Here is a 17,806-nt window from a genome sequence, read left to right as displayed (position 1 = left end):
TATGTGCGGGATTGTCGGTGCTTGTGCGCAGCGTGATGTTGCCCCGGTCCTCCTCGAAGGCCTGAGGCGCCTGGAATACCGGGGATATGATTCGGCCGGGATGGCCGTGATCGATGCCGACGGCCACCTATCGCGGACCCGGGTGGCGGGCCGGGTGGATGACCTGGCCAGCGTCCTCGAGCCGCAGCTGCCGGCCGGCGGCACGGGCATCGCCCACACCCGCTGGGCCACCCACGGCGTGCCCAACGACGTCAACGCCCATCCGCACACCGCCGCCGGCGAGGTGGCGCTGGTCCATAACGGCATTATCGAGAACCACGAGCGCCTGCGCGAGCGCCTGGAGGCGGCCGGCTACCGCTTCCAGTCCGAGACGGACACCGAGGTCGCCGTCACGCTCTTCGCCGATCGGCACAGCCGGGGTGCCGATCTGTTCGCCGCGGTGCAGGGCGGGCTATCGGAACTCGAGGGGGCCTACGCCTTCGCCGTCGTTTCGGCCCGCGAGCCCGGGCGGATGATCGCCTGCCGCCGCGGCAGCCCCCTGGTTATCGGCGTTGGCATCGGCGAGCACTTCGTGGCCTCGGACGTCGCCGCGCTGCTGCCGGTCACCCGCCAGTTCATCTTCCTTGAGGACGGCGATGTCGCCGATATCCACCGCGACGGCGTGGCCATCTACGACGCCGATGGCCATACCGTCGAGCGGCCGGTCCGCGTATCGGAACTCAGTGCCGAGTCTGTGGAGCGGGGTGGCTACCGCCACTTCATGCTCAAGGAGATCCACGAGCAGCCCGCTGCCGTGGCCGAGACCCTGGAGGGCCGTCACGCCGACGGTCGTGTCCTCGAGGCCGCCTTCGGCCCTGGCGCCGAGCAGCTCCTCGACCAGGCCGAGCGCCTGCAGATCGTGGCCTGCGGCACCTCCTACCACGCCGGGCTGATCGCCCGGTTCTGGGCCGAGACCTACGCCGGCCTGCCCTGCGATGTCGAGGTGGCGAGCGAATTCCGCTACCGGGCGCACGCCGTCACGCCGGGGACCCTGGTGGTGGTCATCTCGCAATCCGGCGAGACCGCCGACGTCCTGGCCGCCCTGCGCGAGTCGCGCCGGCTCGGCTACGCCGGTGTGCTGGCCATCTGCAATGTCCCCGAGAGTTCCCTGGTGCGCGAGGCCGACCTGACCCTGCTCACCCGGGCCGGGCCGGAGATTGGCGTCGCCTCCACGAAGGCGTTCACCACGCAGCTGACCGCGCTGCTGCTGCTGGTTGCCGCCTTCGCCCGGCGCCGCGGGCGGCCCCAGTCCGAGCAGGAACTGGTTCGCGCCGCCGTGCAGCTGCCCGGCGCCCTGGAGCGGGCCGTTGCCGTCGAGGCCCAGGTGGCCGAGCTGGCTGAGCAGTTCGTCGACCGAGCCCACGCCCTGTTCCTCGGGCGCGGCGCGCACTACCCGGTGGCCCTCGAGGGCTCGCTTAAGCTCAAGGAGATCTCCTACATCCACGCCGAGGCCTACCCGGCCGGCGAGCTCAAGCACGGCCCGCTGGCCCTGGTCGACGACGGCATGCCGGTGGTGGCCGTCGCCCCACGGGACGATCTGCTCGACAAGCTGCAGTCGAACCTCCAGGAAGTCCGCGCCCGCGGGGGACGCCTGTTCGTCTTCGCCGACGACGCCGCAGCACTGCGTTCCACGGGTGGCTACCAAGTGTTGCCCGTTCCTGCGGGCCCGGACCCCATCTCGCCGGTGATCCACACCGTCCCGCTACAGCTGCTCGCCTACCACGTGGCCGTGCTGCGCGGCACGGATGTCGACAAGCCGCGCAATCTGGCCAAGTCGGTCACCGTCGAATGACAGGACCCGCCACATGAACCTGCGCGACCTCCGCTACCTGGTCGCCGTGGCCGAACACCGCCACTTCGGGCGGGCGGCCCGCGCCTGCTATGTCAGCCAGCCGACGCTCTCCACGCAGCTGAAAAAGCTCGAGGAGTACCTCGAGGTCCAGCTCGTCGAGCGCAACCGCCGCCGGGTGCTCCTCACGCCCCTGGGCGAGCGGTTGGCCGAACGCGCCCGCAGCATCCTCAGCGCCGTCGACGACATGGTCGAGGTGGCACGGGCCCAGGCCGAGCCGATGACCGGGGATGTCCGCCTGGGTGTGATCCCCACCGCCGGCCCGTACCTGCTGCCCCACGTCATCCCTGACCTGGCGCAGAGCTATCCGCGCCTGCGCCTGCATCTGCGCGAGGACCTGACCCAGCGCCTGCTCGATCAGCTCCGTGCCGGCAGCCTGGACGGCGCCATCCTGGCCTCGCCGATCGCCGGCGACGACCTGGTCTCCGAACCGCTCTGCCATGAGCCGTTCTATCTGGCGGTGCCCCGCGGCCACGACCTGGATCGCCCGGAACCGGTCGACGCCAAGGATCTGCAGCAGACCGAACTGATGCTCCTCGAGGAGGGGCACTGCCTGCGCGAACAGGCCCTGGAACTGTGCCGGCGCAACGACGTGGGCGAGGCGGCGGCGTTCCGCGCCACGAGCCTCGAGACCCTGCGCCAGATGGTGGCCGCCGGGGTCGGCGTGACCCTGTTGCCGGCTCTGGCGGCGGCCGCCTCGCGCCTGGGCCCGGATCACGCTGCCATTAGCCTGCGGCCCTTCGCCGAACCTGCCCCCAGTCGCGACCTGGCCCTCTACTGGCGGGTGGGCACCGCCCGCGAACCCACCTTCCGCGAGCTGGTCGAACGGATGCGCAGTGCCGCGGTGCTTCAAGACCCGACCCAGACCCTGCCGGCAGCCTGATATGCCCATCGATGCCCTGACCGCGGATCTCAACGATGCCCAGCGCGAGGCCGTGTGCCTGCCTCCGGGCCGCGCCCTGGTGTTGGCCGGGGCCGGCAGTGGCAAGACCCGCGTGCTCACCCGGCGCGCCGCCTACCTGGTGCAGGTCGAGGGGGCTTCGCCGTTCGCCATCCTGGCGGTCACCTTCACCAACAAGGCGGCCGGCGAGATGCGCGGGCGCATCGGCGAACTCCTCGGCATCGCTACCGCCGGCATGTGGGTCGGCACCTTCCACGGCATCGCCCACCGTCTGTTGCGTCAGCACGCCCAGCGCGCTGGGCTCCCCGAAGGTTTCCAGATCCTCGATGCCGATGACCAGCTGCGCGTGGTCAAGCGGGTCCTGCGCGCCCGGGGCAACGACGAGTCCCGCTTCCCGCCGCGCCAGGTGCGGGGATTCATCAGCGCGCGCAAGGAGGAGGGGGAGCGTCCCAGCGACGTGACCGAGGCCGGGGGCGATTATCAGCAGGAGCTGCTGGCCGTCTACCACGATTACGAGCAGGCGTGCCGTCGTGGTGGCTTGGTGGATTTCTCCGAGTTGCTGCTGCGCGCCTACGAGCTGCTGCGCGACGACCCCGAGCTCCTTGGCCACTACCAGCGGCGCTTTGCCCACATCCTGGTCGACGAGTTCCAGGACACCAATGCCCTGCAGTATCGCTGGCTGAAGCTGCTCGGCGGCGAGCAGTCGGAGCTGTTTGTTGTCGGCGACGACGACCAGTCCATCTACGGCTGGCGGGGTGCCCGGGTGGAGAACATCGAGCACTTCCGGCGGGAGATGGGCGACGTCCGGGTGGTCCGCCTGGAGCAGAACTACCGCTCCACCGGCACCATCCTCGACGCTGCCAACCGGCTGATCGAGCACAACAGCGGCCGGCTGGGCAAGCAGCTGTGGACCGACGGCTGGAGCGGCGAGCCGATCACCCTCTACGCCGCGTTCAACGAGGTCGACGAGGCGCGCTGGGTGGTCGATCGTATTCGCCAGCTGAGCGAGGAGGGCGGCTACGGCCATGCCGACTTCGCCATCCTCTACCGCTCCAACGCCCAGTCCCGCGCCCTCGAGCACGAACTCCACGCCGCCCGGCTGCCGTTCCGCGTCTACGGGGGGCTGCGCTTCTTCGAACGCGCCGAGGTCAAGGATGCCCTGGCCTACCTGCGCCTGGTGGCCAATCGCCACGACGACGCCAGCTTCGAACGGGTGGTCAACACCCCGCCGCGCGGCATCGGCGCCAAGACCGTCGACGCGGTCCGCTACGCCGCCCGGGAGGCCGACGTTTCGATGTGGCGGGCCGCCCGGGAGCTGACCGGCAGCCGGGCCCTGGCCGCCCGGGCGCGCAACGCCTTGGCCAGCTTCCTGGAACGCATCGACGCCCTGGACAGTGAGCTCACCGACCGACCGCTCCACGATCAGGTGGAGCAGGTGATCGCCCGCACCGACTTGCGCCGCCACCACGAGCGAGACGAGGCCCGTCTGGAGAACCTCGACGAGCTGGTGACCGCCGCGCGCACCTTCGCCCAGCGCGATGAGCCGGAAGATGATCTGGACCCCCTGGCGGCCTTTCTCACCCACGCCGCCCTGGAGGCCGGCGAGGGGCAGGCCGACGACTGGGAGCACTCGGTGCAGCTGATGACCCTGCACTCGGCCAAGGGGCTGGAGTTCCCGGTGGTCTTTTTAGTAGGGATGGAGGAGGGGTTGTTCCCCCACCGCATGTCCGTCGAGGAGCCCGGCCGTCTGGAGGAGGAGCGCAGGCTGTGCTATGTCGGCATGACCCGGGCCAGGCAGCGGCTGATCCTGACCCACGCCGAGAAGCGGCGCCTGCACGGCATGGATCAGTTGGCCCGGCCATCGCGCTTTCTCACCGAGATACCCGGTGAGCATCTCGAGGAGGTCCGTCCACGCATGTCCGTACGGCGGGGGCCCCCGTCGGTGCCTGCGTCCGGCGGGAGCGGCTCGTCGCTGCCGGCCGACGCCCCGCCCGAGGGGTTGAGTCTGGGCAGCCGTGTCCACCACCCGCGGTTCGGCGACGGCGTGCTCCTTCACTGTGAGGGCAGCGGCCCCAATGCCCGCCTGCAGGTCCGGTTCGATAGCGCCGGGACCAAGTGGCTGATCGCCGGCCGCGCCGGCCTGGAACCGGCTACCAGCTGAACAGCCGCCATAGCGGTGTGCGCGGCGGGTCGTGGGCGTGGTAGTCGCCCCCGCTGCCGTCGAGGACGCCGTCTCCGGTCGTGTCGTAGAGCAGGTACGGCGGCCCGACGGCGGGCTGGATGCGTACCGCGTAGATCTGTCCGTCCACCCGGTACTCCTCGATGACCGCCCAGTCGCGCTGGACGATGGTGACCGTCGGCTCGAGGTCCGGTTCGTCACGCACCAGGGCCTCGGGCGGCGGCGGTGGTGTCACCGTGATCCGCTCATCGGCCTCGAAGCCGCCGGCGGCCTGAGCGCTCAGCAGCATCGCCAGGCCGACCCCAGCGGCACCGGCGGCAACCCGCTTACTCATCATGGCGGGCGCTCCTCTAGAGATCGAGCAGGATCTCCCGCTCCTCGCGGGAGGGCTGGAAGCCGCGGTCCTCGTAGTGATCGAAGATGGCTGCCACCACCTCCTCCGGGGTATCCACGACCTTGAACAGGTGCATGTCGTCGGCATCGATGGCCGCCTCGGCCACCAGCCGCTCCTGGAACCACTCCACCAGCTTCTCCCAGAACGGGCTGTGTACCAGGATGATGGGGATCTTTGGCGTCTTCCCGGTCTGGACCAGGGTGAGGATCTCGGCCAGCTCGTCCAGCGTCCCGAACCCGCCGGGCAGCACCACGTAGGCCGAGGCGTACTTGACGAACATCACCTTGCGCGAGAAGAAGTGCCGGAAGTGCAGGGCGATGTCCTGGTACGGATTCGCCTCCTGCTCCTTGGGCAGCTGGATGTTGAGGCCCACGCTGGGCGACTTGCCCGCCTGGGCCCCCTTGTTGGCTGCCTCCATGATGCCCCCGCCGCCGCCGCTGACCACCGAGAAGCCGGCGTCGGAGACCTCCCGCGCCACCTGCTCAGCGAGCTGGTAGTAGGGATGATCCGGGGCAACCCGGGCCGAGCCGAAGATGCTCACCGAGGGTTTGATCGCCGACAGGCGCTCGAAGCCCTCCACGAACTCGGCCATGATCTGGAAGATCTTCCAGGACTCGCGGGTGAGGGTGGCACCGTTCAGCGGGATGCGCTCCTGGTGCGCGAAGGGGTTCTTGGGATCCATAGGGCTCCGTGGCTGCGCTGTTGATCGTGTCCGGGCCTGCAACCTTTATCATAGCCGCGTAGCCCGCTGACAGTCACAGAGAGCGAACGCATGACACAACCGGACGACCGCCTGGTCCTGGTGGACGGCTCCTCCTACCTCTACCGCGCCTTCCACGCCCTGCCGGCACTGACCAACGCCAACGGCGAACCGACCGGGGCGCTCTACGGCGTGGTTAACATGCTCCACAAGCTCCTTGCCGAGGAGCCCGAGGCGCGCTTCGCCGTGGTCTTCGACGCCCCGGGCAAGACCTTTCGCGATGAGCTCTTCGAGCAGTACAAGGCGCACCGGCCACCCATGCCCGATGAACTGCGTGCCCAGCGGGAGCCGCTCAAGGCGATCATCGCTGCGCTCGGGGTGCCGGTGCTCGAGGTGCCCGGTGTGGAGGCCGACGATGTCATCGGGACCCTGGCCGCGCGCGCCTCGGGGCCGGTCCTGATTTCCACCACGGACAAGGACATGGCGCAGCTGGTGGACGAACAGGTGACCTTGCTCAACACCATGAGCGGCACCCGTCTGGACCCGGAGGGGGTGCGCGAGAAGTTTGGTGTCCCCCCCGAGTTGATCCGCGACTACCTGGCCCTAGTGGGCGACACCTCGGACAACATCCCCGGTGTTCCCAAGGTCGGACCGAAGACCGCTGCCAAGTGGCTCAATGCCTACGGCAGCCTCGACGCACTGCGCGAGCAGGCCGACGAGATCCGCGGTAAGGTCGGCGAGAGCCTCCGCGCCCATCTCGACGAGCTGCCGCTGTCGGTGGATCTGGTCACCATCCGCTGCGACCTGGCCCTCGAGGTCGCCCCGGAGGACCTGGTTCGCCAGAGCCCGGACCGCGAGACCCTCGGTGGGCTCTATCAGCGCTACGGTATGCGTCGCTTCCTCGCCGAGCTGCAGGCCGGCGACGCCGCCGCCGCAGCCGACGGCACCGGCGCCAGTCTCCCCCCCAACGCGCCCGAGGTGGCCTACGAGGTGGTCCTCGACGACCACGGTCTCGCCGCCTGGATGGAGCGGCTACGCAACGCCGATGCCTTCTCCATCGACCTGGAGACGAACAGCCTCAACTACATGGATGCCGAGATCGTCGGCGTGTCGTTGGCTGTCGAGCCGGGGCAGGCCGCCTATCTGCCCGTGGCCCACTGCGGGCCCGGTGCCCCGGACCAGCTCGACCGGGACCGGGTGCTCGACGCGCTGCGCCCCCTGCTCGAGGCCGAGCAGCCGGAGAAGATGGGTCAGAACCTCAAGTACGACATGAGTGTCCTGGCCCGCTACGGGATCGAGCTGCGCGGGGTGGCCTACGACAGTATGCTCGAGTCCTACGTCCTCGACTCCACGGCGACCCGCCACGACATGGACTCGCTGGCCAGCAAGTACCTGGGGGTCGAGGTCACCAGCTACGAGCAGCTCTGCGGCAAAGGGGTGCGGCAGGTCCCGTTCGCCGAGATCGACGTCGAGCGTGCCGGCCACTACGCCGCCGAGGACGCCGACATCGCGCTGCGCCTTCATCAACTTCTTTACCCCCGGCTGCAGGCCGAATCGGGGCTGCTGCGAGTCTTCAGCCAACTCGAGATGCCCCTGTTGCCGGTTCTTTCGCGCATGGAGCGCCACGGGGTGCGGGTCGATTGCGACCTGCTGGAGCGCCAGAGCGAGGAGCTGGCCGGGCGCATGGCCGAGGTGGAGCAGCGCGCCCACGAGGAGGCCGGCGAGGCGTTCAACCTCGGCTCACCCAAGCAGATCCAGGAGATCTTCTTCGAGCGTATGGGATTGCCCGTGATCCAGCGCACCCCCAAGGGCCAGCCGTCTACCGCCGAGTCGGTGCTCGAAGAGCTCAGCGCGCGGGGCCACGAACTGCCGCGGTTGATCCTTGAGCATCGGGGGCTGTCCAAGCTCAAGTCCACCTATACCGACAAGCTGCCGCAGCTGATCCACCGGGACACCGGTCGTGTGCACACCTCCTACCATCAGGCGGTGGCGGCGACCGGACGGCTCTCCTCATCCGATCCCAACCTGCAGAACATCCCGGTGCGCACCCCGGAAGGGCGGCGCATCCGCAAGGCCTTCGTGGCCAGCCCCGGGCACCGGCTGATCACCGCCGATTACTCCCAGGTCGAGCTTCGCATCATGGCCCACCTCTCCGGCGATGAGGGCCTGCGCCGGGCCTTCGAGCAGGGCGAGGACATCCACCGCGCCACCGCCGCCGAGGTCTTCGCCGCCGATGAGGTCAACGACGAGCAGCGCCGCGCCGCCAAGGCGATCAACTTCGGGCTGATCTACGGCATGTCCGCCTGGGGCCTGGGGCGGCAGCTGGGCATCCCGCGCGACGAGGCGCAGACCTACATCGACCGTTACTTCGAGCGCTACCCCGGTGTGCGTGCCTTCATGGATCGGGCGCGCGAGCAGGCCCGGGAGCAGGGTTATGTGGAGACCGTGTTTGGCCGCCGACTGCACGTCCCGGAGATCCACAGCCGCAACCGTCAGCGCCGCGAGTACGCCGAGCGCACCGCCATCAATGCCCCTATGCAGGGGACCGCGGCGGATGTCATCAAGCGGGCCATGATCGACGTCGACGCCCTGCTCAATGAGCGCTTCCCGGAGAGCCGACTGGTGATGCAGGTGCACGATGAGTTGGTGCTCGAGGTCCCTGAGGCGCAGGCAACGGCGGTGGGCGATGAGGTGCGCCGGCTGATGGAGGGATCGGATCGCGGCATGGTGTCGGTTCCCTTGGAAGTCGAGCTCGGTGTTGGCGATGATTGGGAACAGGCCCACTGATGGCCGACCGGAAGCGCCGCATCGGCCCACGGACGGGTGGTTATTTAGAACCCCTTTAGTTAAGGTTTCGTTGATTCAAGCGCCCGATCGGCGCTGCATGCACCGCCCGGCGGTGCCGGATTCAGTTCTCAGGCAGGAGGTGCCGCTACGATGGAAGCCCTCGACCCGCTGCTCTTGTCGCGGATGCAATTCGCTTTCGTGGTCTCGTTCCACGCCCTGTTCCCGGTGTTCACCATCGGGCTGGCGGCCTACATCGCCGTCCTCGAGGCGCTGTGGTACCGCACCGACAGCCCGACCTACCGGCGCCTGTCGGAGTTCTGGATCAAGATCTTCGCCGTGGTCTTCGGTATGGGCGTGGTCTCCGGCGTGGTCATGTCCTTCCAGTTCGGCACCAACTGGAGTGAGTTCTCCTTCGCCACGGCCAACTTCCTCGGCCCGATCCTCTCCTACGAGGTGCTGACCGCCTTCTTCCTCGAGGCCGTGTTCCTCGGCATTCTGCTCTTCGGCCGCGACCGGGTCCCGCGGGGAACGCACCTGTTCGCCGCCTGTATGGTGGCCATCGGCACGTTCATCTCCTCGTTCTGGATCCTCTCCGCCAACTCCTGGATGCACACCCCGCAGGGCTTCGAGTTCCGCGATGGCATCGTCCACGTCACCTCCTGGGCCGAGGCGATCTTCAACCCCTCGCTGTGGCCCCGCTTCGGGCACGTGGCGCTGGCCTCGCTGCTCACTGGTGGTTTCGTCGTTGCCGGCGTCAGCGCCTACTTCCTGCTGCGCAACCGCGCCGTGGAGATGAACCGCAAGGCGCTGAGCATGACCCTGTGGCTGCTGCTGCTGGTCGCCCCGGCGCAGATCTTCATGGGCGACATCCACGGGCTGAACTCCTTTGAGCATCAGCCCACCAAAGTCGCCGCCATGGAAGGCGCCTGGGAGACCCGCGAGGGCGCCCCCTTGTACCTCTTCGCTATCCCCGACTCGGCCGCCGAGACCAACCACCTGGCCGTGGGCATTCCCAATCTCGCCAGTTTCATCCTGACCCACCAGTGGGACGGTGAGGTGCCCGGGCTCAAGGAGGTCAGTGCCGAGGAGCGGCCGCCGGTGGGGATCGTCTTCTGGTCGTTCCGCATCATGGTCGGGATCGGCGTGGTGATGCTGCTGGTGGCTCTGTGGAGCGCCTGGCTGCGCATGCGCGGTCGGCTGTTTGAGAGTCGACCGTTCCTGCACACACTCCAGTTGATGATCCCGCTGCCCTTCGTGGCGGTGCTCACCGGCTGGTTCGTTACCGAGATCGGCCGTCAGCCGTGGTTGATCTACGGCCAGATGACCCTGGCCGAAGGGGTGACGCCGTCGCTGACCGGCTGGATGGCGCTGGTGACCCTGATCGGGTATGTGGTGGTCTACGCCGTGATCTTTACTGCCGGCCTCTACTACGTCACGCGGATCGTGCGTAACGGGCCGGAGGGGGTGGGCTCCGTGGAGGAGCCGGCGCACGCCAAGCGCCCCTTCTCGGCGGCGGATGTCCCGTTCGACGACGACCCGGATTTCTCCACCAGCTCGCGGTGAGGTAGCGACATGGAACTAATCGACATCACCATCATCTGGATGGGGATCATCGGCCTCGGGGTGTTCATGTACATCCTGCTCGACGGCTTCGACCTCGGCGTCGGGATTCTCTATCCGTTTACGCCCAGCGAGCAGGTCCGGGACGACCTGATGAACAGCGTCGCCCCGGTCTGGGATGGCAACGAGACCTGGCTGATCCTCGGTGGCGCTGGCCTGCTGGCCGCCTTCCCGGCGGTCTACGCCATCTACCTGCCGGCGCTCTACCTGGGCGTCTTCCTGATGCTCGCCGGCCTGATCTTCCGCGGCGTGGCCTTCGAGTTCCGTTTTAAATCCTCGAAGACACGCGGATTCTGGAACGCCGCCTTCGCCGGCGGCTCGATCCTCGCCGCCGCGGCCCAGGGCTTCGTGGTCGGCACCTACATCCAGGGCTTCGAGGTGGATGGCTTCACCTACGTCGGCGGGCCCTTCGACTGGCTGACGCCGTTCACCGTCTTCACCGCGGTCTCGCTGGTGGTCGGCTATGCGCTGCTTGGCGCCGCCTGGGGCATCCTCAAGACCGAGGGTGCCACGCAGCGGTGGCTCTACCGTGTGGCCCCGTGGCTGCTCCTGCTCTTGGTGGTCTGTCTGCTGGGCATCTCGGTCTGGACCCCGCTGACCTCCGAGCGTGTACTGGAGCGCTGGCAGGAGGCGTGGACCATGCTCTGGCCCTTGCCCCTGCTCGGTGCGTTGGCCGTAGGGCTGTTCTGGTCCGCGTTGCGCAAGCGCCAGGAACTGGTGCCGTTCATCGCCGGGCTTGGCCTGTTCGTCACCGTCTACCTCGGGTTGGTTGCCAGCCAGTGGCCGTACATGGTGCCGCCGGAGATCACTTTCCGGGACGCGGCATCGGCCCCGGAGGCGCAGCTCTTCCTCCTGCTTGGCATCCTCTTCCTGCTGCCGATCATCATCGGCTATACGGTCTGGACCTACTGGATCTTCCGCGGGAAGGTGCAGGGCGGCTACCACTGAGCCTTGCCGGTGGCCGATGAACCCCGCGGCGGCGAGCGGGCGGCGGGGCGCTGGCTGCTCGACCAGGCCCGCCAGGCCCGCCCCGCGATGGCCGCGACGGTCGGTGCGGGCCTGGCGGACACGGTCCTGGTCGTCCTCCAGGCACTGCTCATCGCCTGGGTCATCGATCAGGCGGTCATCCGCGCCACCCCGCTCGCTGAGCTTTGGGGGGCACTGGCCCTGCTGGCTGCGGTCTTCGCGGCCCGGGCCGGTGCCACCTGGGCGCGGGCGGCGGCCGGTGCCCGCGCCGCCTGGGTCATCACCGCAGCCGTCCGCCGACGGCTCTACCGCCACATCGCCGCCCTCGGCCCAGTGCGCCTGCAGGGCCACCACAGCGGGGCCGTGGCCAGCGCCCTGGTCGAGCAGGTCGAGGCCCTGGAGGGCTACTACGCCCACTACCTGCCGCAGATGGTGCTGGCAGTGGTCGCCCCGTTGGTGTTCATCGCCCTGATCACCGGCGTCGACCTGCTTGCCGGGCTGCTGCTGCTCATCGCTGCGCCGCTGGTGCCGCTGTTCATGGCGCTGGTGGGGATGGGGGCGGCGCGTCTGTCCCGGCGTCAGCAGCAGAGCCTGGCCCGGATCAGTGCGCACTTCCTCGATCGCCTGCGCGGCCTGGCCACGCTGCGTATCTTCCGCGCCACCGATGCCGCCGCCGAGGCGGTGGAGGGGGCCGCTGAGGAGTACCGGCGCCGGAGCCTGTCGGTCCTGCGCGTGGCCTTCCTCTCCTCGGCGGCGCTCGAGCTGATCGCCGCCATCTCCATCGCCCTGGTGGCGATCTACGTCGGTTTCTCCCTGCTCGGTTATCTGCACTTCGGTCCCGGGCCGGAGCTGGGCCTGTTCGCCGGGCTGTTCATCCTGCTCCTTGCCCCGGAGGTCTTCTTCCCTCTGCGCCGCCTGGCGCAGCACTACCACGATCGGGCCGCCGCCGTGGGGGCCGCCGCGGAGATCCTGGAACTGCTCGAGGACCCCCTCCCGGCGGCGGACGAGCCCGCCCCGGCGGCGCCCGGCCCGGTGCGACGCGATCCGCAGACCGACCTGCCGGTGCCCGACCCCCGGCCCCTCGGCTTCCACCGGGTTACCGTCGCCTTCCCCGGGGCGGAGGCGCCGGCGCTCGACGGCCTGGAGCTGCACATCCCCGCCGGCCAGCGGGTGGTCATCTCCGGCCCCAGCGGTGCCGGCAAGTCGACCCTGCTGCACCTGGCTGCGGGTTTCCTCCGCCCCGACACCGGTCGCGTGACCATCGGGGAGTCGGCGCCAGCGGCGGGGGCGGTGGCCTGGGTGGGGCAGCGGCCGTGGCTGTTCCACGGCAGCGTGCGCGAAAACCTGCAGCTGGCCGACCCCGGGGCCGACGACCGGCGGTTGAGGGCTGCCTTGCGCCACGCGGACCTCGACGGGGTCATCGCCGCCCTTCCGGAGGGGCTCGACACCCCGCTGGGGGAGGACGCGTACGGCCTCTCCGGCGGACAGGCCAGCCGTCTGGCGCTGGCCCGGGCGCTGCTCTCCGGGGCCCCGGTGCTGCTCCTCGACGAGCCCACTGCCGGCCTCGACCCGGACAGCCGCGAGCGCGTCCTGGCAGCCGTCGCCCGACTGGCCGACGGTCGGCGCACGGTGCTGATGGTCGCCCACGACCGAGACACCCACGACTGGGGGGATCGCCACCTGGTGATCGAGGCCGGCCGCTGCGTGGAGGATCGCCGTGCGTGAACTGATGCCCTTCCTGCGCGATCTGCGCCCGGAGTGCTGGCGCCTGGCCCTCGGCACGCTGCTGCTGATCGTCAGCCTTGCGGCCAGCATCGGCCTGATGGGGCTTTCCGGCTGGTTCATCACCGCCACCGCGGTCGCCGGGCTGACCGGGGCCTACCTGGACATCTACCGGCCGAGCGCCGGCATCCGCTTCTTCGCCCTGGCGCGGTCGATTTCCCGTTACTTCGAGCGCCTGGTCCACCACGATGCGGTCCTGCGCACCCTGGCGCGCCTGCGCGGCTGGCTGTTCCGAACCCTGGCGCCGCTGCCTCTGGCCCGCGTCGGCCGGCTGCGCCGCAGCGACCTGCTCAATCGCATGACCGCCGACGTCGAGGCCCTGGACAACCTCTACCTGCGGATCATCGGCCCGAGCCTGGCCGCCGTGGTGACCTTGGGGGGGACCATCGCCGTGCTGGTCCTGCTGGCTGGTCCGGCGGGGCTGGCGGTCGGAGCGGTGCTGCTGGCCGGTGGGATTCTCCTGCCGCTGTGGGCCTGGCGTCGCGGTTCGCCGCACGGCGAGGCGGTGGACCGGCACCTGCCGGCCCTGCGCGGGGCCGGTGTCGATGCCGTCCAGGGGCTGGCCGAGTTGCGGGCCTGCGGTGCGGTGGGCCGCCACGAGCAGCGCCTGATGGCGGCCGCTGATGGCCTCGCGGCGGCGCGGGCCCGGGCGGCCCGCCTGACCGGGGCCGGCGAGGGGGCGGTGGGACTGCTCGCCCACGGTGCGCTGCTCGCGGCGCTGGTGGTCGGTATCCCGCTCTACCAGGCCGAGGCCATCAGCGGTCCGCTGCTGGCGCTGGTGGCCCTCGCCGCCCTGGCCGGTGGCGAGGCGCTGACTGCGCTGCCGGGGGCGTGGCAGCACCTGGGTCGCACCCGGGCCGCGGCACGCCGCCTGCTCGAGCACGCCGATACCGCCGCCGACGAATCCGCGGCGGTGGTGGATCCGCCCCCCCGCCAGGCCCTCGGCCTAGCCCTGGCGGGGGTCACGTTTCGCCACGCGGCGCATACGCCCCCGGTCCTCCGTGATGGCTCGCTGACCGTCGCCCCGGGCGAGACGGTGGTGATCCACGGTCCTTCCGGCTGCGGCAAGTCGACCCTGCTCGATCTCGTGGCGGGCTTGATCCGGCCCGATGCCGGGACGGTCACCCTGGAGGGGGTCCCCGTCCACGCCCTGGCCGAGGCGGAGCGTTTTGCGCGCATCACCTACCTGACCCAGCGCACCGAACTCTTCGCCGACAGCGTTGCCGGCAACCTGCGCATCGTCGATCCCCGGGCGGACGAGGCCCGCATGTGGCAGGCGCTGCACACCGTCGGCCTCGACGAACGGGTGCGTAGCGCCCCGCGGGGCCTCGACGAGTGGGTCGGGGAGGGGGGCGGACGCCTCTCCGGCGGCGAGGCGCGGCGGCTGGCCCTGGCTCGTCTGGTGCTGACCGACGCCCCGGTAGTCCTTCTCGACGAGCCCTTCCGCGGACTCGACGATGCCACGGCCGCCGAGGTCGCCCGGCGGCTGGCGCCATGGCTGGCCGAGCGCACCGCGCTCATCATCAGCCACGACCCGGACAGCGCCCCGCCGCACGATCGGCGCCTGCCGTTCTTCGAACTTATCGCCCCTGGCGGCGAATAATCCGCCCTCCGGCTTGGCATTTTGCCCGGCGCGGCGGGATAATACCGGGCTTTTCCTGACCCGAGCGGAGACCCTCCATGAAGCGACACGTGGCCAGTCTCCTGGCGCAGGCCCTGAAGGCCATGCGCGAGGCCGGCGAACTGCCGGCGGACCTCGAGCTGCCCGAGGTACAGGTGGAGCGCGCCCGCGACCGCGCCCACGGTGATTACGCCGCCAACACCGCGATGGTCCTGGCCAAGCCCGCGCGGCAGAAACCGCGGGACCTGGCCGAGACCATCCGCAGCCGCCTGCCGGCCTCCGAGGCCATCGCCGGCGTGGAGATCGCCGGCCCCGGCTTCCTGAACTTCACCCTGACCACCGCGGCACGTCAGGAGAGCGTCCGCGTGGCCCTGCGCCAGGGCGCCGAGTACGGGCGCAGCGACGTGGGGGCGGGGCATCGGGTGCATATCGAGTTCGTCTCCGCCAACCCCACCGGTCCGCTGCACGTGGGCCACGGGCGGGGGGCCGCCTTCGGCGACGCCCTGGCCAGCGTTCTCGAGGCGGCCGGCTACCACGTCCACCGCGAGTACTACGTCAACGACGCCGGGCGGCAGATGGACATCCTGGCCGCCTCGCTGTGGCTGCGCTACCTCGAGGCCGCCGGCGAGCCGGTCTCTTTCCCGAACAAGGGGTACCAGGGGGATTACATCGTCACCCACGCCCGCGAACTGTTCGAGGCCGACGGCCGCGAACACGTGCGGACCGCCGCCGAGCTCGGTGCCGGGCTGCCGGCGGAGGACGATGACCCGGAGGGGTATCTCGACGCCCTGGTGGCCCGTTCCCGCGAGCTCCTCGGCGAGACCGCCTATCGGCGCGTCCTCGACTTTGCCCTGGAGGCCATCCTCGGGGACATCCGCGCCGATCTGGACGCCTTCGGGGTCCACTACCATCGCTACTTCTCCGAGCGGCAGCTGGTCGATCAGGGCCGTATCGAGCATGCCCTGGAGCGGCTCGATCAGGCCGGCTACACCTACCGGGCCGACGGCGCCCTGTGGTTCCAGGCCTCGGTATTCGGCGACGACAAGGACCGGGTCCTGCGCCGGGACAACGGCCTGACGACGTACTTCGCCGCCGACGTCGCCTACCACCTGGACAAGATCGAGCGCGGCTTCGACACCCTGGTCAACGTCTGGGGGGCCGACCACCACGGTTACGTGCCGCGGGTCCAGGCCGCCCTGAAGGCGCTGGGGGTGGATGCGGAGCGCCTGGATGTGCGCCTGGTGCAGTTCGCCATCCTCTACCGCGGCGGCGAGAAGCTGCCCATGTCCACCCGTTCGGGGGAGTTCGTCACCCTGCGCGAGCTGCGAGACGAGGTGGGCAAGGACGCGGCGCGGTTCTTCTATGTCATGCGCCGCTCGGAGCAGCACATGGACTTCGACCTGGACCTGGCCAAGTCGGAGTCGGCGGACAACCCCGTCTACTACTGCCAGTACGCCCACGCGCGCATCTGCAGCGTCTTCCGCCAGCTCGAGGAGCGCGGCCTGGCCTGCCGCGTCACTCCCGACGAGGCGGCGCTGGAACGCCTCGACGCCGAGCACGAGGCGATCCTCCTCGATCTCCTCGGCCGGTACCCGGAGGTGATCGAATCGGCGGCGCTGGCGCGGGAGCCGCACCAGGTGGCGCAGTACCTGCGCGAGCTGGCTGCCGCCTTCCACACCTACTACAACGCGGTGCCGTTCATCATCGACGACGAGGCGCTGCGTGACGCCCGCCTGACGCTGGTGCAGGCCACCCGGCAGGTCCTGGCCAACGGCCTGGGGCTGCTCGGTGTCGACGCCCCGCAGAGCATGTAGCGACGGACCATGGCGCAGAAGAGCACCAAGCCCCGGGGCAACACGCGCAGCAAGGCCCGCACCCCCGCCCGCAGCCGCGGTGGCGGGGCCCAGGCACGGCGAACCGAGCGGCGCGCCGTGCCCGGCTTCGTGTGGCTGCTGATCGGCGGGGTGATCGGTGCCGTCGCGCTGCTCTTCGTCCAGTACCAGCAGGGGCGCGAGGATGCCGCCCCGGTGGATCCGGCTGCCGAGATGGAGCCGGAGCCGGAGGACGAGCCGGCGGCCGAGGAGAGCGAGCGCAGCTACGACTTCTACGAACTGCTGATGCAGGATGAGGTCACCGTCCCCGAGGAGGATCTGGGCCGCGCCGATGAGCGGCGCACCCAGGACGAGGAGGAGGACGAGATCTCCCGCGCCGCCACCTTCGAGGAGGGGCGCAGCTACCTCCTTCAGGCCGGCTCATTCCAACGGCACGACGACGCCGAGAGCATGCGCGCCACCCTGGCCCTGGTCGGCCTGCCGGCGCAGATCCACACCGTCGAGCTGGATGAGGGCGAGGAGTGGCACCGCGTCCGGGTCGGCCCGTTCGAGGATAGCGATCGGCTGGAGGAGGCGCGGACGCGCATGGAGGACAACGACATCCAGCCGCTGATGCTGCGGCAGGATGGCTAACCCTTCGGGGTTCAGGGATCAGCGTTCAGCGTCGGGCTCGGTGCTGGGCGTTGGATGTTCAGGGTTCAGCGGTTTGGTGCCGGGCCGCTCGGCGGCGGGTCGGGCGCCCCGGTCTATTTCTGGAGGAGGGACTTCATGATTGTGTTGCGCAGCATCCTGTTGCTCGCCACCGTCGCCTGCCTGGGGTTTCTGGGCTACACCCTCTACGCCACCGACGTCTTCGGTGACCCGGCAGGCGTGGCGATGGAGCTGGAGACCCTGATCGACAGCCCCTGGGTGCAGGTGGTGCTGGCCGCCTACTACTTGGGCGTGCTCTGCTTCCTGGCGGCCATCGTCGTGATCGAGAAGCGGCCGGTGCCGCGGATCATCTGGGCCGTGGTCGGCCTGCTGCTGACCTACCCGGCCCTGGTCTTCTGGCTGCTCCTGCGCGGTCTGCCGGAGATGGGCGAGCGCAGCAGCCGCCGTCTGCGCACCCTCGGCTAGGGGCCGCGTTGCGGTCCCCG

The 17,806-nt window shown here is 69.9% G+C and carries 13 protein-coding genes; 11 read left to right on the top strand and 2 right to left on the bottom strand.

The genetic code is table 11. The features are described from left to right. Window position 1: 1 nt before the first annotated feature. Genes glmS through uvrD form a run of 3 tightly spaced genes read left to right on the top strand, consistent with a single transcriptional unit; the run spans window position 2 to window position 4,950 of the window. The gene (gene glmS, locus HHAL_RS12260; RefSeq protein WP_011815211.1) at window positions 2-1,831 is read left to right on the top strand and encodes a glutamine--fructose-6-phosphate transaminase (isomerizing); all 1,830 of its coding nucleotides are present in this window, start codon (window positions 2-4) and stop codon (window positions 1,829-1,831) included. A 13-nt stretch (window positions 1,832-1,844) separates the two neighbouring features. Next, window positions 1,845-2,771: a LysR substrate-binding domain-containing protein gene (locus HHAL_RS12255; protein ID WP_011815210.1), complete on the top strand. Its 927-nt coding sequence runs from the start codon at window positions 1,845-1,847 to the stop codon at window positions 2,769-2,771. Window position 2,772: 1 nt separating this feature from the next. Next, window positions 2,773-4,950, top strand: a complete 2,178-nt coding sequence (gene uvrD / locus HHAL_RS12250) for a DNA helicase II (protein ID WP_011815209.1) — start codon at window positions 2,773-2,775, stop codon at window positions 4,948-4,950. Here uvrD and HHAL_RS12245 read toward each other — a convergent pair. Next, entirely contained in the window at window positions 4,940-5,305 is a 366-nt protein-coding gene (locus HHAL_RS12245; protein ID WP_011815208.1) for a DUF2782 domain-containing protein, read from the bottom strand. The two genes, uvrD and HHAL_RS12245, sit on opposite strands and share 11 nt — an antisense overlap. Before the next feature lie 13 nt (window positions 5,306-5,318). Then, a complete protein-coding gene (locus HHAL_RS12240) occupies window positions 5,319-6,044 on the bottom strand; it encodes an LOG family protein (protein ID WP_011815207.1) in 726 nt (241 codons plus the stop codon). Window positions 6,045-6,134: 90 nt separating this feature from the next. Here HHAL_RS12240 and polA point away from each other — a divergent pair, with 90 nt between their 5' ends. The 8 genes from polA to HHAL_RS12200 all read left to right on the top strand — a co-directional run bounded on the left by polA (window position 6,135) and on the right by HHAL_RS12200 (window position 17,786). Beyond that, window positions 6,135-8,849 carry a DNA polymerase I gene (polA, locus tag HHAL_RS12235; protein ID WP_011815206.1) on the top strand — a complete coding sequence of 905 codons (2,715 nt, stop codon included), beginning with the start codon at window positions 6,135-6,137 and terminating at the stop codon, window positions 8,847-8,849. A 150-nt stretch (window positions 8,850-8,999) separates the two neighbouring features. Beyond that, window positions 9,000-10,412 carry a cytochrome ubiquinol oxidase subunit I gene (locus HHAL_RS12230; protein WP_011815205.1) on the top strand — a complete coding sequence of 471 codons (1,413 nt, stop codon included), beginning with the start codon at window positions 9,000-9,002 and terminating at the stop codon, window positions 10,410-10,412. Between the two features lie 9 nt (window positions 10,413-10,421). Next, window positions 10,422-11,417, top strand: coding sequence for a cytochrome d ubiquinol oxidase subunit II (locus tag HHAL_RS12225; protein ID WP_011815204.1), 996 nt, complete (start codon window positions 10,422-10,424; stop codon window positions 11,415-11,417). 9 nt (window positions 11,418-11,426) lie between these two features. Then, window positions 11,427-13,160 (top strand): thiol reductant ABC exporter subunit CydD, encoded by a 1,734-nt coding sequence (gene cydD / locus HHAL_RS12220; RefSeq protein ID WP_244857306.1) that lies wholly within the window; start codon window positions 11,427-11,429, stop codon window positions 13,158-13,160. Continuing rightward, a complete protein-coding gene (gene cydC / locus HHAL_RS12215; protein ID WP_011815202.1) occupies window positions 13,153-14,820 on the top strand; it encodes a thiol reductant ABC exporter subunit CydC in 1,668 nt (555 codons plus the stop codon). Before cydD ends, cydC begins: the two co-directional genes overlap by 8 nt. A gap of 77 nt (window positions 14,821-14,897) precedes the next feature. After that, a complete protein-coding gene (argS, locus tag HHAL_RS12210; protein WP_011815201.1) occupies window positions 14,898-16,652 on the top strand; it encodes an arginine--tRNA ligase in 1,755 nt (584 codons plus the stop codon). A 9-nt stretch (window positions 16,653-16,661) separates the two neighbouring features. After that, window positions 16,662-17,303 carry an SPOR domain-containing protein gene (locus HHAL_RS12205; protein ID WP_011815200.1) on the top strand — a complete coding sequence of 214 codons (642 nt, stop codon included), beginning with the start codon at window positions 16,662-16,664 and terminating at the stop codon, window positions 17,301-17,303. Window positions 17,304-17,438: 135 nt separating this feature from the next. Next, window positions 17,439-17,786 (top strand): hypothetical protein, encoded by a 348-nt coding sequence (locus HHAL_RS12200; protein WP_041595200.1) that lies wholly within the window; start codon window positions 17,439-17,441, stop codon window positions 17,784-17,786. Window positions 17,787-17,806: the final 20 nt, after the last annotated feature.

The sequence above is a fragment of the Halorhodospira halophila SL1 genome (assembly GCF_000015585.1).
Taxonomy (GTDB): domain Bacteria; phylum Pseudomonadota; class Gammaproteobacteria; order Nitrococcales; family Halorhodospiraceae; genus Halorhodospira; species Halorhodospira halophila.
This window is presented reverse-complemented; position numbering and strand designations above follow the sequence as displayed.

Bases quoted from the DNA above. Each gene is read 5' to 3' on its own strand.
- glmS (WP_011815211.1), top strand. From the start codon at position 2: ATGTGCGGGATTGTCGGTGCTTGTGCGCAGCGTGATGTTGCCCCGGTC.
- HHAL_RS12255 (WP_011815210.1), top strand. From the start codon at position 1,845: ATGAACCTGCGCGACCTCCGCTACCTGGTCGCCGTGGCCGAACACCGC.
- uvrD (WP_011815209.1), top strand. From the start codon at position 2,773: ATGCCCATCGATGCCCTGACCGCGGATCTCAACGATGCCCAGCGCGAG.
- HHAL_RS12245 (WP_011815208.1), bottom strand. From the start codon at position 5,305: ATGATGAGTAAGCGGGTTGCCGCCGGTGCCGCTGGGGTCGGCCTGGCG.
- HHAL_RS12240 (WP_011815207.1), bottom strand. From the start codon at position 6,044: ATGGATCCCAAGAACCCCTTCGCGCACCAGGAGCGCATCCCGCTGAAC.
- polA (WP_011815206.1), top strand. From the start codon at position 6,135: ATGACACAACCGGACGACCGCCTGGTCCTGGTGGACGGCTCCTCCTAC.
- HHAL_RS12230 (WP_011815205.1), top strand. From the start codon at position 9,000: ATGGAAGCCCTCGACCCGCTGCTCTTGTCGCGGATGCAATTCGCTTTC.
- HHAL_RS12225 (WP_011815204.1), top strand. From the start codon at position 10,422: ATGGAACTAATCGACATCACCATCATCTGGATGGGGATCATCGGCCTC.
- argS (WP_011815201.1), top strand. From the start codon at position 14,898: ATGAAGCGACACGTGGCCAGTCTCCTGGCGCAGGCCCTGAAGGCCATG.
- HHAL_RS12205 (WP_011815200.1), top strand. From the start codon at position 16,662: ATGGCGCAGAAGAGCACCAAGCCCCGGGGCAACACGCGCAGCAAGGCC.
- HHAL_RS12200 (WP_041595200.1), top strand. From the start codon at position 17,439: ATGATTGTGTTGCGCAGCATCCTGTTGCTCGCCACCGTCGCCTGCCTG.